16 protein-coding genes and 1 other annotated feature are annotated in these 15092 nt (G+C 29.8%); all 16 genes read right to left on the bottom strand.

All coding sequences use genetic code 11. The annotated features are described in order from the left end of the window. Positions 1-131: 131 nt before the first annotated feature. The 16 genes from KPL38_RS14215 to ilvB all read right to left on the bottom strand — a co-directional run bounded on the left by KPL38_RS14215 (position 132) and on the right by ilvB (position 14558). Positions 132-629, bottom strand: coding sequence for a UPF0158 family protein (locus KPL38_RS14215; protein ID WP_312884229.1), 498 nt, complete (start codon positions 627-629; stop codon positions 132-134). Between the two features lie 115 nt (positions 630-744). Beyond that, complete coding sequence (locus KPL38_RS14210) at positions 745-987, bottom strand: DUF1292 domain-containing protein (protein ID WP_216289805.1); 243 nt, start codon at positions 985-987, stop codon at positions 745-747. Between the two features lie 136 nt (positions 988-1123). After that, entirely contained in the window at positions 1124-2113 is a 990-nt protein-coding gene (locus KPL38_RS14205; protein ID WP_216289804.1) for a biotin--[acetyl-CoA-carboxylase] ligase, read from the bottom strand. Between the two features lie 53 nt (positions 2114-2166). Further along, the gene (locus KPL38_RS14200; RefSeq protein WP_216289803.1) at positions 2167-3036 is read right to left on the bottom strand and encodes a radical SAM protein; all 870 of its coding nucleotides are present in this window, start codon (positions 3034-3036) and stop codon (positions 2167-2169) included. A gap of 157 nt (positions 3037-3193) precedes the next feature. Further along, positions 3194-3835, bottom strand: coding sequence for an HDIG domain-containing metalloprotein (locus tag KPL38_RS14195; protein WP_216289802.1), 642 nt, complete (start codon positions 3833-3835; stop codon positions 3194-3196). Positions 3836-4000: 165 nt separating this feature from the next. Further along, on the bottom strand, positions 4001-4159 hold the full coding sequence (locus KPL38_RS14190) for a hypothetical protein (protein WP_216289801.1): 159 nt from the start codon (positions 4157-4159) through the stop codon (positions 4001-4003). A gap of 86 nt (positions 4160-4245) precedes the next feature. Further along, the gene (locus KPL38_RS14185) at positions 4246-4476 is read right to left on the bottom strand and encodes a DUF1292 domain-containing protein (protein WP_216289800.1); all 231 of its coding nucleotides are present in this window, start codon (positions 4474-4476) and stop codon (positions 4246-4248) included. A gap of 148 nt (positions 4477-4624) precedes the next feature. Beyond that, positions 4625-5959, bottom strand: a complete 1335-nt coding sequence (locus KPL38_RS14180) for a CCA tRNA nucleotidyltransferase (RefSeq protein ID WP_216289799.1) — start codon at positions 5957-5959, stop codon at positions 4625-4627. Between the two features lie 211 nt (positions 5960-6170). Continuing rightward, on the bottom strand, positions 6171-7040 hold the full coding sequence (locus tag KPL38_RS14175) for a DUF6414 family protein (RefSeq protein WP_216289798.1): 870 nt from the start codon (positions 7038-7040) through the stop codon (positions 6171-6173). Positions 7041-7156: 116 nt separating this feature from the next. After that, on the bottom strand, positions 7157-8362 hold the full coding sequence (locus KPL38_RS14170; protein WP_216289797.1) for a DNA polymerase Y family protein: 1206 nt from the start codon (positions 8360-8362) through the stop codon (positions 7157-7159). Between the two features lie 208 nt (positions 8363-8570). Beyond that, on the bottom strand, positions 8571-10280 hold the full coding sequence (gene ptsP / locus KPL38_RS14165; RefSeq protein ID WP_216289796.1) for a phosphoenolpyruvate--protein phosphotransferase: 1710 nt from the start codon (positions 10278-10280) through the stop codon (positions 8571-8573). Between the two features lie 11 nt (positions 10281-10291). Further along, positions 10292-10555, bottom strand: coding sequence for an HPr family phosphocarrier protein (locus KPL38_RS14160; RefSeq protein WP_216289795.1), 264 nt, complete (start codon positions 10553-10555; stop codon positions 10292-10294). A gap of 13 nt (positions 10556-10568) precedes the next feature. Continuing rightward, positions 10569-11060, bottom strand: a complete 492-nt coding sequence (locus KPL38_RS14155) for a PTS sugar transporter subunit IIA (RefSeq protein WP_312884228.1) — start codon at positions 11058-11060, stop codon at positions 10569-10571. Between the two features lie 240 nt (positions 11061-11300). After that, positions 11301-12140 (bottom strand): PRD domain-containing protein, encoded by an 840-nt coding sequence (locus KPL38_RS14150; RefSeq protein WP_216289793.1) that lies wholly within the window; start codon positions 12138-12140, stop codon positions 11301-11303. Between the two features lie 302 nt (positions 12141-12442). Then, the gene (gene ilvN, locus KPL38_RS14145) at positions 12443-12931 is read right to left on the bottom strand and encodes an acetolactate synthase small subunit (protein ID WP_216289792.1); all 489 of its coding nucleotides are present in this window, start codon (positions 12929-12931) and stop codon (positions 12443-12445) included. Between the two features lie 16 nt (positions 12932-12947). Then, positions 12948-14558: a biosynthetic-type acetolactate synthase large subunit gene (gene ilvB / locus KPL38_RS14140; protein WP_216289791.1), complete on the bottom strand. Its 1611-nt coding sequence runs from the start codon at positions 14556-14558 to the stop codon at positions 12948-12950. A gap of 101 nt (positions 14559-14659) precedes the next feature. Continuing rightward, positions 14660-14895 (bottom strand) — a binding site (T-box leader). Positions 14896-15092: the final 197 nt, after the last annotated feature.

Raw genomic sequence — 15092 nt, 5'->3', positions numbered from 1 at the left:
TTAATCATCTCATATTTCTCTTGAATTTTCCACCTAATTTTCATCTAAAATGTTATCTAAAATGTTATCCACAGCGGTTTCCGCAAGCTGTTTCCTATATAATAAAAAAAGGCAACCGTTGGTTGCTCCTATTAGTTTAGATACTTTTGCTCTATGTCATTTGACTTTAACCAAGTTTTAACAAATTTCTTAATACAATTATCTTCATATTTGTACCACTCCTCTGTTTCACTCTCACCTTCTGCATTTTGTTTGTCCATTAAAATGTGTTTAAAACTTTTTATAGGTTCTTTATTTTTTAATGCCTTTTGCAATGCTAATTTTAAATCTTGATTGCCAACTATTTTACTTACGTATTCGTTCATTATTTTTATATAAAAACCTTCATCTATAAGAGGCGCACCTAAATATCTGTTAGAATCATCATCACTAATAAGTATAGCGGCATTAACAAATTCTTTTAACCAATTATCAAAACTATTTTCTTTTAAAGTCCCATTTTCTAACGCTAAAGTTACTTCTGTTGGAATATATATAACCTCTCCAGTCACTGTGTCTAAAAAACTTTTACCCAAATTGTCATCTACATGGGAAATTGTTTCTATAAGAGCTTCCATGTCAATTTTCACTAGTTTCAAAAATTTTTCCTCCCTTAATTACTATAACATTTATTTAATATCTCAAAGTCTTTATCATACACATTATGAAAAACCAATAAACCTTAATGGTTTATTGGTTTATTATTTATTCTTCAAAAGTTGATTCATATTTTTCTAGTACCTTTGCAAATTCTTCTTCATCTTCAACTGAAATATATTGTTCTTTCTCATCAACTATTTCTATTCTATAAACAAAAGCATCATCTTCTTCTCCAATTGGTGCTAATAAAGCATATCTATTTTCATCTAATTCAATGATTTCAATTAATTCAAAATCAACTTTTTCTCCATCTTCATCTAGCATTGTTATAATTTTATTTTCTTCCATGTCCAGTCTCCTTTCAAACTTAATAATCACATTATACCGTTAATTTAGCCCATATGTCTATATAAAAATATGGATTAAAATCATATTTTTTACTTAACCCATGCTCTACTAAACCTTATACATCTAATAAATAAGTTTATTCACTATATCCATAAATTCCTCTTATTGATACTTCACCCGAAACAACATGTTCTATTGTTCCTTTGTTATTTTCAATTACTAATTCTCCTTTATCACTTATATCTATAGCTTTCGCTGTTGTTACTTTTCCCCTATTAATTACTTGAATGTCTTTTCCTATAAGTATGGAATTTTTTCTACAAATATCTATAGTTTCTTTTATATTATCATTTTGTACAAACTCAATATACAGCTTTTCAAAAATGTTTAAAATATTAGCAAGTAATATTTTTCTATCCATAGATTTGCCATTCTCAAGTTTAATAGATGTAGCCTTCTCTTTTAAATCAAGTGGTATATCTTCCTCATCCAAGTTTACATTTACACCAATTCCCATAATTAAATAATTAATATGATTTATTTCCCCACTCATTTCTGTTAATATGCCACATACTTTTTTACTATTGAGTACTATATCATTAGGCCACTTAATACTAGTCTTAACTCCCATTTTCATAATAGCACTTTGAACAGCAGCTGCTCCAATTAAAGTTATTTGTGATATGTTTTCTGTAATAATATCTGGTCTAAGTATTATTGACATCCATATGCCCTTATGTTTTGGTGATATAAAATTTCGTCCTAGCCTTCCACGTCCTGTAGTTTGTTCTTCACTTATTACAACTGTTCCATGTTCTTGCCCAACTTCCGCGAGTTCCTTAGCTTTAAGGTTAGTTGAGTCTACAGAATCACAGTAAATTATATTTTTGCCTATAGACTCTGTGTTTAAATGATTTCTAATCTCCTCAAAAGTAAGTATATCTGGTGATGAAATTATTCTGTAACCTTTTCTTGAAATTGCTTCAATTTTATAACCGTCTTCTTTAATTCTATTAATATGCTTCCATATGGCTGCACGACTAACTCCTAATGCTTCGCTAATCTTTTGACCAGATAAAAAATCATTTCCACTATTTTTAAGTAACTCAAGAATTTTCTCTTTCATAGTATCAACCCCTCTTCTAATTTTATAGGTTGCATGTAAAGTTGCCTATTTGACTATAATCTTCTATATTCTTCTTTTTTATATTTGTATTTACCTTTTAGTGCAAAGTCAATGTCATTTAACAACTTTTCTTTATCTCCTGGCAATGTTCCAGCAAGTGGCATATAGTTAGATGCATGGTTACTTCTAAAAATGCAATTAGTAACTTCTACATTTTGTAGAAACTCTTTTAACTCATGCATTATTTCTTCTGGATTTAGTAATTTAAACGCACCACTTTGTATATCTTCATATATTGGTGTCCCAGGCTCTAACATTAAAGTTAAGAAACCTATGAAATCTGGATTTATGGCACTTATTAATTTTGCAGATTCTTTAGCATTTTCACTAATCTTTTCTTTGCCACCAATACCTGATATTAAGGTTGTAGATAACTTTATTCCACTTTCTTTTACTCTGTACCCTGCCATAATCATTTCTTGCGTAGTAACACCTTTATTAATACTTTTTAAAATTTCATTACTACCAGATTCAACGCCTAAATATAAAATGCCTATACCAAGATCTTTAAGTTCACAAAGCTCCTTCAAAGACTTTCTTAATATATCATTTGGAGTAGCATAAATGCCTACCCTTTCACAACCTGGAAATAATTCTTTTATTTTCAGTAAAATCTTTTTCAATTTATTGGTTTCAAGTACTAAAGCATCACCATCTGCTAGGAATATTTTTTTAACTACCCCATATTTTAATTTTGCCTGCTCCAAATCTTCCATAATTTCTTCAAGTTCACGTACTCTAAACTTCTTTTCTTTATACATATTGCAAAAGCTACAACCATTATGTGAACACCCTATCGTGACTTGTACTATAAGACTATAAGCCTCACTAGGTGGTCTATATACTATTCCTTCATACCTCACTGGAATCAATCTCCTCTTTCCTCAAACTTTCTCGCTAGATATGTAGTGAGTACTTCTGTACTACCAGATCTATGTCAATGTCTTTCGTTTAATCCCATATTAGTATACCATAGGTTTTTATAATTAATATTCATCAGCAATTTTTGAAATTCAAGCATTATTTTGTAAACTTCTGTAAAGGCTTTAAATATTCTTCACACATATGAACGAAAGAATTAATATTTTCCTTTTCCTTCTTGATTTTAGCTTCATTGAGGCTACCTCTTCCAAGTCTATCACACTGTGATAACAAAGCGATTTCTTTGAAGGGTATTTCTAAGGTCATTTTTTGTATATCCGCATAAGGTAATTTTTTTGTTACAAAAAGTGTTTGCATATGCCATCTAACAAAAGCTTTAACCTGATTAATTAGATCATTATCATCTGTAAGTGCTTCAAGGAATTTAGCACTAAGTTCTGCACCAACTGTATCATGTCCATAAGATGTTATTTTTCCTTTTCTGATTTTTGTAGTAGGCTTTTTCCCTAAATCATGTAATAAAGCTCCCCACATAAACGCTCTAGGATTTTGACTTAACTTTTTCACTTTTGCTGCATTATCTATAACTAACATTGTATGTTTCCATACATTTCCTTCTGGATGATGCTCTGGAGATTGTGGAATGTCTATCAAATCACTTATTAGCATATAAGGATATTTCGTAAATATATCATTTTTATTTATCATTTCATTAAAATATACTGACGGCTTCTCATCTTCCATTAGATGTTTTTGAACTTTTTCAAAATCTTTATCCATATATTGTCTCCTTTTTTATTATTTCTATATGAAAATTATTAGATAATTATAACAAAAAAAGCAAGTTATACTTATCTAAACTATATCTTATCATAGTTTAGATAACAAACACCTGCCCTTTTGTATAAATATGTTCTATTGTTATTTTATTTTAGTGCCAATAACTTAATATCCTTTTTTAACACTTTCATTAGCACTTTCATTAACCGCTCTTGATTCAATAGTTTGAACAATTTGATTTTTAGAATTTTGATTTTGTGACTTTGTACCTTTCTTAAGATAATCACGTTTATTTTCCTTAGAAGCTTGTTCTCTGTTCATCATATATAACTCTCCTTAGTTTTATTATTACACAATATTTTGCTAGTACATAATTTGATTATCAAAAAAATTTCTGAAGTCTTACTGAATTAATGCTCACTAAACTTCTGTAATACTTTTTTAAATTCTTCTCCCTGACCAATTGATAAGTATTCTGTTTCACCATTAACCATAACTGACTTGTAAGCATATGCCTCATCTGAGTCTTTTGGACCTACTATGACATATTGATTTCCGTCTAATTTAATGGCCTCAATTAATTCTAAATCGACTTTCTCACCATTTTCATTTAGTACGGTAATTATTTCATTAGTTTTCATCTACTTACCTCCTGTTTATTTTTGCGTACCTTATTATGTTGTTCTTAAGTAAATGTTTTATACCAATTTTCTATAATAAGTAAACACAAAAAAATAAAAAAGCCCTCAAAACTTAAGTCTGAGAGATTTTAAACTATACTTTAATCTTTTATTTTATATATTTATCATAGATAATAGCTAATAATTTTTCTTTAGTGTTAAAATTTGGATTCTCTAATACTTTATTTAAAAGAAATTTCAACATGTCTCCTATTTCTTTACCTGGTTTTATATCAAATTGTTTAATTAATTCTTTACCATCTACTTGAAGTTGTTTTATAGATAACGGAACTTTAGATTCTATAATAGCAATTGTTTTTTCTTTTACTCTATTAATTTGACCTATACGTATCTCATGAAATCGTGAACCTAAAGCATCTGCTATTTGCAGCGTAAAAAGATCGAACACTAAATCTACACCGACTCTATTAATAAGACGTTTTACAGTCACATCTGTTGGCTTTATAAGGACATTCATATGCTCTTTCACTAAAATTTCAATATCATTTATACTTTTATTATCAAATTTAAAACGCCTAAGTATTTTCTCAGATAAAATAACGCCCTTTTTATCATGACCATAGAAATGACCTATCCCTTTCTCATCAATAGTAAAACATTCCGGTTTAGCTATGTCATGCAATAAAGCCGCAACTCTTATATTAATCTTTGGTGGACAATTTTCAACAACTGCTAAAGTATGTTCAAATATGTCTTTATCATGGTAAGGATTCTTTTGATTAAATCCTACTGATGCTTGGATTTCTGGTAATACAAGCATCAGTAATTTAGTATCTTCAAGTAACTTTAATGCTTTTGTAGTATTATTAGATACTAACATCTTACATAGTTCATCTCTAATTCTTTCATAACTTACATTTAATATAAGTTTATGATTTTCTTTTATAGCTTTCAGCGTCTTTTCCTCTATATTAAAATTTAGTCTTGATGCAAACCTAATAGCCCTAAGCATTCTAAGAGCATCCTCTTTAAACCTTTTATTAGGTTCACCCACGGCTCTAATTGTTTTATTTTCTAAATCTTTTACACCACCAAAATAATCAACAAGACCATCAGTCTCATTAAAAGCTAAAGCATTGATGGTAAAATCTCTCCTAGCCAAATCTTCTTTTAAACTTGAAACAAAAGTTACGCAATCCGGTCTTCTATTATCCAAGTATTCACCATCTATTCGATAAGTTGTAACTTCATATCCAACTTCATTTATCATCACAGTAATAGTCCCTTGTTGTATACCGGTTGGCAATGTTTTGTCAAACAATTTAATAATTTCATCTGGCAAAGCATTAGTGGTTATATCATAATCTTTAGGCAAAGATATTCCAATTTTAAAATCACGTACGCAGCCGCCAACTACATAAGACTGGTATCCATTATTGTTTAAAGTGCTTAATATCGTTTTAACATCATTTGGTATAAACATATATCCTCCAATATAACATTCTGTTTAATTGCTATATACTTTTTTGTTGCAATGTATTAACTTAAATTATCTCCTGCGGAGCTGTAACATCTCTGAAAGAGATGTATTAACGACTTCAGAAGGAGATTTAAACACCCACTGAAGTTTTATTATTGCTAAGGTAGTTATCCTCCCACCTATAGAAGTGGGGGACTTTCCTTCTGAAATGTCGTTAAATATACATTGCTATAGGTATTATTTCAATTACGGGTCCACTAACTACTAAATTATTTGAATCATAATCTCCAATTAAAGTTGTATCTTTTAAAAATCTATTTTTAAATTCTTTAAAGTACTCCTCATTTAAGTAATCAAAGTAGGTACCACTTAACAAATTATCATCATTATTAGTAGTTCCATCTTTTTGTGCAACTCTTACCACTTTTCCAAGAACAGTAATTCTAGAACCTTCAATATAGTCTAAGTTATCCGCCATGTTTTTTATCACTAATGGCACTATCACTTTTGTATTGCTATTGCCTATATTACCACTAATATATTTTATACATTTTTCTGTTTTACAACATTCCATACCATCTTTTAGGACTTTTAAAACTTGTCTTTTAACTTTAAGTTCCTGAGTTTCATCCCCCTTCTCTAGAGGCTCAGGTGAAAATGCCAATTGCATTTCCATAACTCTGATTATATCTTCTATATATTCTAGAACAGGGTTTTTATACAATTCTCCTGTAAACTGAACAAAATCGAATTCCTTTATATTTGCTACATCACTCTCACTCGTTATAGTTTTTAACATTTTTTGCTCATTTAGCATGTTTTTTAATCTTGACAAAATTGTAATTACAATTGAAACTCTTTCTTCGATTTTCTGAGAAGTAAATTCATTTAAAAGTTGAACATTTAAATCGCCTTGCATTATTTTACCACATGTTGCCTCATATAAGGGTGTAATCGCGCTAACTGTCAATAGTTTCCTAGTACTTTCACTTTTAATTTCGGCAAATTCCTCAATTACGACTGTATATAAATTATTTATCATATCCCCATTAGTATATAAAGGTATTAGTGCTCTATTATCCATATTTACATATACCTCCACTAAAGTATCTTAAATGGTACTTCTTACCTATAATATATTAGTTTTTTATACTTTAGAACAGTTGTTTATAAAAAAGTATATTTTTATTATTAAATAAACTATTTTTCCTTTAGTAAACTGGATTTTATTACTGCATTTTCACCATATCTAATTCTTAATTCATCTATAGTTTTATCGATTGCTCTTTTCTTTTCAACATATACGTTATCAACATCAAAAATTGATATTTGTTTAAAATTATCATCACATAAATTATTAAGAGAAACACCCAATAATCTTATCGGCTCACCCTTCCATAATTCATCAAAAAGTTTTTTTACTGTTTTTAGTATTTCCTGAGTTAAATCTGTTGCACTTTTTAAAGTTGTGCTTTTAGAGTAATCAATAAATTCCTGATTTCTTATAGTTATTGAGATAGAATAACAACACTTCTTTATATGCCTAAGCCTAGTAGATGTGTGCTCTACCAATTTTAACAATACTTTGTATGCTTCATTTTTGTTTTTAATATCGTTGGATAGAGTAATTGAGTTGTTTATCCCTTTTAAATCACGCTTGTGGAATCTTACCTCTGAATTATCTATGCCATTTGCATATTCCCACATCATACGTCCACTACTTTTAAAGTGGTATGCTAAAAACTTAACATCATAACGAGCTAAATCCCCTATAGTAAATATATTTAAATTATTAAGCCTAGGAACAGTTCTCCTCCCCACCATGAAAAGTTCTCCAACTGGAAGATACCATAATTTTTTTTCTATCTCACTTTTATAAAGGGTATGTACTTTATCAGGTTTTTCAAAATCTGATGCCATTTTAGCTAAAAGTTTAACATCTGATATGCCTATATTTACTGTAAACCCTAACTTTTTCTTTATTTCGTCACTGATATCATAAGCTACCTTTAGTGCTGCTTCCTTTGATGTGTTATAACTTGTAACATCTAAAAAAGACTCATCAATAGAGAAATTTTCAACAAAAGGAGTATACTCTCCAAATATTGCTCTCATATCGCTACTACACTTTTCGTATAATCTAAAATTAGGGGATACAACTTTAAGATTGCTACATTTCTTTCTTGCAGTAAATAAACTCTCCCCTGTAACTATACCACTTTTTTTAGCAATCATTGATTTTGCAAGCACCACTCCTCTTCTCGACTTTTCATCTCCTCCTATTACAGCAGCTATTTTCCTTAAATCAACATTGTCACCTTGTCTTAGTTTATCCGTAGCAGTCCAAGAAAGGAATGCTGAGTTAACATCTATATGAAATATAAGTTTTTGTTTGAATTTAATCATCTAATCTCATCCTTTATACAAGACGCATTTAATAAATATAAAACTAGTTTTGTAATCAAGTTTAAATAAACTTTTTAACATAATTATATTATATATAATTACACTACAAAAAAGCAACCTGTCCTTAATTAAAGAACAGATTGCAAAAATATTTAAATTAATTTACTAAAAAGGTTATTTTTATTGTACTTGTACTAAAACATAAAATCTACGCTTTAATGTTAGCCTTTATATATTCCTTTATTTCATCAGAATCTCCAAATGTTAATATTGGTTGTGATAGTTTTTGACACTTTTCAAAATTAGAATTTGTAATAGTTTTACGAGCTCTTAATATTGAAGCAGCACTCATACTAAATTCATCTAATCCAAATCCAAGTAGTACTGGTATAAGATTTGTGTCTCCTGCCATTTCACCACACATATTAACAGTTATCCCTGCCTTATGTCCATTATCTATTACTAAACTAATAAGTCTTAAAACGGCTGGGTGATAGAAATCATATAAATATGATATTTTCTCATTCATTCTATCCACTGCCAACGTGTATTGAATTAAATCGTTAGTACCTATGCTAAAGAAGTCTACTTCTTTTGCCAATATATCTGATATTACTGCAGCCGATGGTATTTCTATCATTATACCCACTTTAATATCTTTATCAAATGCTACGCCCTCTGATTTAAGTTCATCTTTACACTGTTCTAATATTTTTTTAGCCATCCTAAGTTCCTGAAGATTACATATCATAGGGAACATAATCTTAAGCTTGCCATATGCAGATGCTCTAACTAAAGCTCTTAATTGAGTTCTAAATATGTCTGTTCTATCAAGGCAAAGTCTTATAGCTCTATATCCTAAGAATGGGTTCATTTCCTCATCTAGTGGTAAGTAATCTAGTTTCTTATCTCCACCAATATCTAATGTTCTTATAATAACAGTTTTACCATTCATTTTTTCAAGAACCGACTTGTATTCGGTAAACTGTTCTTCCTCTGTTGGAAGTGCATCTTTTGACATGTATAAAAACTCTGTTCTAAATAACCCTATAGCTTCTGCTCCATTTTTAAGTACTGATTCTAAATCTCCGGCAGATCCTATATTTGCAGCAAGTTCTACTGTCTTACCATCTATTGTAGTAGATTTCATATTTGCATATTTAAGTAGCTCATGTGTTGACTCAATAAACTCTTTTCTGCGCTTCTCATAATCTTTTAAAGTAGCTTTATCTGGATTAATTATAACATTTCCTTCTCCTCCATCAACTATAATTAAATCTCCATCTTTAATTTCACATATTCCTTTACCAGCGCCTACAACTGCAGGTAGCTCTAATGAACGTGCAATAATTGAAGTATGAGCAGTTCTTCCTCCTATTTCAGTTACAAATGCTAAAACGTTGGCTTTATCGATCTGTGCTGTATCTGATGGAGTAAGATCCTTTGCCACTAATATACACTCTTCTTGAATATCAGCAATAGAAGTTACTTTTACTCCCATTAGTACATTTAATACTCTTTTACTTACATCTCTAATATCTGTTGCTCTCTCAGTCATATACTTATTATCCATTTTTTCAAAAATTGCTGCTGTGTCTTGCGCTATAGTTTGTAATGAGTATTCAGCATTAAACTTATCGTTTTCAATCTTTTTCTGAATAGAACCTATGAATTCAGGGTCCTCGAGCATACATAAATGTGCCTCAAATATCTCTGCCTTTTCACTTCCTAGTTTTTCTTTTACATCTTCAATAACTTTATGTAGCTGTGCAATTGCTTCTTGAACCGCATTATTAAACCTAATTAACTCGCTTTTTGAATCCTTAACCTTGCTCTCTTTTACTTCCACGACTTCTTCCCTAATAACTAATGCTTTACCTATTGCTATTCCTAGTGATGCACCTATTGCCTTTAACATATGAATTCCTCCTATTTTATAAGTCCCTCTTCAATAATTTTTACCATAGCGACTGCAGCTGCTTCTTCATCAGCACCAGTAGCCTTTATTATTAATTCATCATTTTTAACAGCTGCCATACACATTATAGCTACTATGCTTTTTGCATTGTACTCGTTGCCATCTTTTACTATAAGAACTTCTGACTTAAATTTAGAAGCCTCTTTAACTACTGATAATGCTGGCCTTGCGTGTATTCCAGTTTCATTTTTAACTACTGCTTTTTTCTTCATCATAACACATTTCCTCCTATTCCTTAAATTTAATTACTATTACCTCATTACTTTTATCTACATTTCCTAAATTAAATTTAAAAGACTCTATTATATCATTATTTGTAACAACTAATACACTTAAGTTAGTTTTAGCCTTAGCTTTTATTAATTTATTGTCAAAAGTTAATAATTTATCTCCTGCTTTAACTTGTTTACCTTTTTCAGTAAAGGCCTCAAATCCCTCACCTTTCATCTCTACTGTGTCTATTCCAATATGAAGTAATATTTCTATTCCCTTTTTACTCTTTAATATCAATGCATGCTTTGTAGGAAAAACCTGGAGAATTTCGCCATCAACTGGTGCATATAATACTCCATCTGTAGATTCAAATCCTATTCCATCACCCAACATCTTAGATGAAAAAACCTCATCAGGTATCTCGGATATATCAAAACATCTTCCCACAATTGGAGATTTTAAGATTAAACTTTTTTCTTCTTTATTTTTATTGAAAAGCCCAAACATTTTCATCATCCTCGCATTTCTGTAAGGTTGCTAATAATTTTTAATTAATAGCTACCTAAATTTTTTTAATTAAGACTTTTATTTAAATTCTAATTAATTATAAAATATTAGTTTGTGCATTGTTATATATTTTAATTACTCTTAAAAACAAAAAACATAAACTAATAAGATGCCATATTAGCATTTTATATGGTTCATGCCTGATCTAATCAGTTACACACCTACTATTATAAACTTTTTCTAATTTGATTGCTTTAATAATCTATAAATATGCATAGATATATATCCAACTTCATCTTCACAAACTTCCTTTGAAAGTTCCTTAGATAAAAATTTGCATACTTTCTTAGCAATTTCAAATTCCTCACTCATTTGAGTTTTAATTGATTCTAACATTACATTTTTTATAACCTTATCATTTTCTATTCTATCTAATGCATACCTTAAATGAGATACCAACCTAGCATATTCCATTGATTTTTGATTAGCCTTTATCCCAAGAATTTCTTGGATGTATTCCATTACTTCTTTAACAATTCTAGTATATTTAATGCTTTGAGAAACCTCTTCATTAACTCTAGCAGAATGTATATGTAACGTAATAAAACCAATTTCACTTTCAGTAAAATCAACATTCAACTTTTCTTTTATAATCTTTGACCCTTTTTCAGCTATACTATATTCATTAGAATATAAAGTTTGTATTTCATTTAAAAATGGATTGATTATATCAATTCCAACTTCTATTCTTTTCATTGCAAAACTGATATGATCAGCCAGCCCAATATGTATTCGTGAGGTTAACTCCTCACCAAGCGTATCTTCTGCAAGAGAAATAATTTCTTCAGTTATTGCTAGTATTTTACCTTCTACATTTTTTACGGTTTCCACATAGTTATCTTTTTCATTATCATCAATTTTAATAAACTTTTGTTCTATGTTACTTCCTTTAGTTATAAGTTCACCAGGTTTTTTGCCGAACCCTATACCTTTACCAAGAAGAACATAGACGTTATTGTCCTTTTTAGAAACAACAACATTATTACTAAGAGATTTTAATACCTTATAATTAGTACTCATATTAATATTACCTCTTTTATATTTTAAAATACATTTTGAAATTATTCAAGAGTTTTTTAAAATATATTCATAAAAGTTTGAAAATTCATATATAATTTGTAATATTTTGTTATATATGGAACTTAAAATACTATTCTTTAACTAATAATGTGAAATTGTTATGTCCAATATTATAGAATATAACTTGTTTTTTTTACCCCTAAACATTATTTCATGTACAATAAATAATAGTAGGCCCTCCATAATAACAAATATTTTATTTTATTATGAAGATACTACCATTAATCTAATCTTAATTTATACTAATACATTTCTATGCTTCTTTGCAGAACTGCAAGCCCTGTACGAACAACCTCCTTAATTCCATATGGTTTCATTAATTCAATAAATGATGATACCTTGTCTTCATTTCCAGTTATTTCAATTATAATGCTTTTTACATTCATTTCAACAATATTACATTTAAATATATTTACCGTTTCTATTATAAAAGATCTTGTACTTTGTTCAAGCGTTACTTTTACAAGTGCTAACTCTCTAGAAACAGCTTTTTCAGGACTTAACTCCAATATTTTTATTACATCTACCAATTTATTTAATTGCTTTACAATTTGTTCTGTAATTTGCTCATCACCAGTAACCACAATTGTCATACGAGAGATACTTGGGTCATCTGTAATACTAACAGTTAAACTATCAATATTGTAACCTCTGCGAGTAAATAAGCCAGCCATTTTGCTTAAAACCCCTGAATGGTTTTCAACTAATATAGATAAAATGTATTTATTCATGATTTTCCACTCCTTTCTATAATGTACTTTCGTCTTTGTCCACAATACATTCTATCAAAAAAGTTTTACTACATTCCATTGCTTCTTCAAGAGCTCCTTTTAATTCTGAATTACAGTTAACTTTTTTACCACTAAGTCCATAAGCCTCTACTAATTTTACGAAATCAGGATTTTCATTTAGACTCACACCATACGTATTTTTATATACACTCTTTTGATACTCACGTACCATACCTAGATTTGAATTATTAAACAATAATAATATTATATTTAGATGATTTTGTGCAATCGTTCCTAATTCTGACATACTCATTTGAAAGCTTCCATCACCCATTACTGCAACAACACGTCTATTGGGAAATGCCAACTTACAGCCAACTGACGAAGGAATAGAATATCCCATTGTTCCAAGACCTCCACTTGTTAAAAATCTTCTATTACCCAACATATCAAGATAATGAGAAGTCCAAATTTGATTTTGCCCTACATCAGCTGTAACAATAGCATCATCTTCTATCATCTCTGAAAGTAATTCTAAAGCATATTGTGGATTTACTTTCTCTTTTGATTGTCTATTCTTCGCATACTCTTTTTCCCAGCTCTTAATTTCACCAATCCATACCTTTGTATCAATTTCTGTTATTTGCTCAGTAAAATCTTGTAATATTTTTTTGCAATTGCCAACAACAGGTATTAGTACACTAAGATTTTTACCTATTTCTGCTGGATCTACATCAATATGAATAATATCTGCCATTTTCCCAAAGCTTTTAGAGCCACCAGTTGCTCTATCTGCAACTCTAGTACCAACAAGAATTAGAACATCTGCTTTTGCTACAGCTTTATTGGCATATATGAATCCATGAGACCCAATTAATCCGATATTATATAAATATTTTGTTGGAATCCCATCCTTACCCATTAATGTATGGACCATTGGAATCTTAGATTTCTCTATAAACTTAATTAACTCCTTTTCAGCATTTGCAGACATAATGCCACCGCCTACACAAATGAGAGGTTTAAGACTTCTTTTAATTCTTTCTATTGCTTTCTTTATCTGCCTTTTATTTCCATTGATGGTAGGTTTGTATCCTCTTATATTTACTTCTTTTGGATATACAAATTCCATTTCTGTATTTTGAATATCTAGAGGTACATCCACAAGTACTGGTCCTGGTCTTCCAGTTTTTGCTATATAAAATGCCTCTTTCATAATCCTAGGAATATCCTTTGCATCTTTAACAAGGTAACTGTGCTTTGTAAAAGAGTCTGTTGCTCCAATAATATCTGCCTCTTGAAAAACATCTTTTCCAATTAAATCTGTTCGCACTTGCCCTGTAATTGCTACAATGGGAATTGAGTCAGCATATGCAGTTGCAATTCCTGTTATAAGATTAATAGCACCCGGCCCAGACGTCGCGATACAAACTCCTATAGATCTTGTTGCTCTAGCATATCCACTAGCACTATGTCCTGCAGCTTGTTCATGTCTTACCAATATATGTTCTATATCAGACTTCCTTAGTGCATCATATAAAGGTCCAACTGGAACACCTGGGTAACCAAACACTATTTTTACATTCTCTTCTTGTAGACATTGTATTATTGCTTCAGCAGCTTTCATTGCTGCACCCCCTCAATTTTATATTTTCTAGATATCTAAATTAGGTATTCACATTTATTTTGTATATTTATAATTTTACGTATAAAAAAAAGACCTCTTCCCATTGGGGCGAAAAGTCTATCGCGGTACCACCCATTTTTATCTCTTCATTTTATAACGATGTATAATTTACTTACATCGGCACGGCTTACCCTATATAGTATATAATATTATATAGTATATAATTTCAGCTTACAACTCAAGGGTGAGTTTCAACATTAATCATTTATGGGTTTACACCATCCCCCACTCTCTTAGAAATATGAAAAATATCTACTTTCCCTATCTTAGTTTTCGCAATATTCAATTTTATTTTCTATATTGTAAATTAGTATACTTTACGAATTTTTATTTGTCAACATTTTCATATAATACTAATTTAAAATATGATCGAATTGTGATAATGTCCTATTATACCGAATTTGATTATGTCCCAAAAAGAATATAGTATAATAAAACCTCATGACTAAGAAATGAGGTGGACAAAATCAGAAA

This window comes from Clostridium psychrophilum (genome assembly GCF_018861705.1).
Lineage (GTDB): Bacteria > Bacillota > Clostridia > Clostridiales > Clostridiaceae > Clostridium_AD > Clostridium_AD psychrophilum.
The sequence above is the reverse complement of the archived record's forward strand: the minus strand, read 5'-3'. Positions and strand labels throughout refer to the sequence as shown.

Bases quoted from the DNA above. Each gene is read 5' to 3' on its own strand.
- KPL38_RS14210 (WP_216289805.1), bottom strand. From the start codon at position 987: ATGGAAGAAAATAAAATTATAACAATGCTAGATGAAGATGGAGAAAAA.
- KPL38_RS14205 (WP_216289804.1), bottom strand. From the start codon at position 2,113: ATGAAAGAGAAAATTCTTGAGTTACTTAAAAATAGTGGAAATGATTTT.
- KPL38_RS14195 (WP_216289802.1), bottom strand. From the start codon at position 3,835: ATGGATAAAGATTTTGAAAAAGTTCAAAAACATCTAATGGAAGATGAG.
- KPL38_RS14190 (WP_216289801.1), bottom strand. From the start codon at position 4,159: ATGATGAACAGAGAACAAGCTTCTAAGGAAAATAAACGTGATTATCTT.
- KPL38_RS14185 (WP_216289800.1), bottom strand. From the start codon at position 4,476: ATGAAAACTAATGAAATAATTACCGTACTAAATGAAAATGGTGAGAAA.
- KPL38_RS14180 (WP_216289799.1), bottom strand. From the start codon at position 5,959: ATGTTTATACCAAATGATGTTAAAACGATATTAAGCACTTTAAACAAT.
- KPL38_RS14175 (WP_216289798.1), bottom strand. From the start codon at position 7,040: ATGGATAATAGAGCACTAATACCTTTATATACTAATGGGGATATGATA.
- KPL38_RS14170 (WP_216289797.1), bottom strand. From the start codon at position 8,362: ATGATTAAATTCAAACAAAAACTTATATTTCATATAGATGTTAACTCA.
- ptsP (WP_216289796.1), bottom strand. From the start codon at position 10,280: ATGTTAAAGGCAATAGGTGCATCACTAGGAATAGCAATAGGTAAAGCA.
- KPL38_RS14160 (WP_216289795.1), bottom strand. From the start codon at position 10,555: ATGATGAAGAAAAAAGCAGTAGTTAAAAATGAAACTGGAATACACGCA.
- KPL38_RS14155 (WP_312884228.1), bottom strand. From the start codon at position 11,060: ATGTTTGGGCTTTTCAATAAAAATAAAGAAGAAAAAAGTTTAATCTTA.
- KPL38_RS14150 (WP_216289793.1), bottom strand. From the start codon at position 12,140: ATGAGTACTAATTATAAGGTATTAAAATCTCTTAGTAATAATGTTGTT.
- ilvN (WP_216289792.1), bottom strand. From the start codon at position 12,931: ATGAATAAATACATTTTATCTATATTAGTTGAAAACCATTCAGGGGTT.
- ilvB (WP_216289791.1), bottom strand. From the start codon at position 14,558: ATGAAAGCTGCTGAAGCAATAATACAATGTCTACAAGAAGAGAATGTA.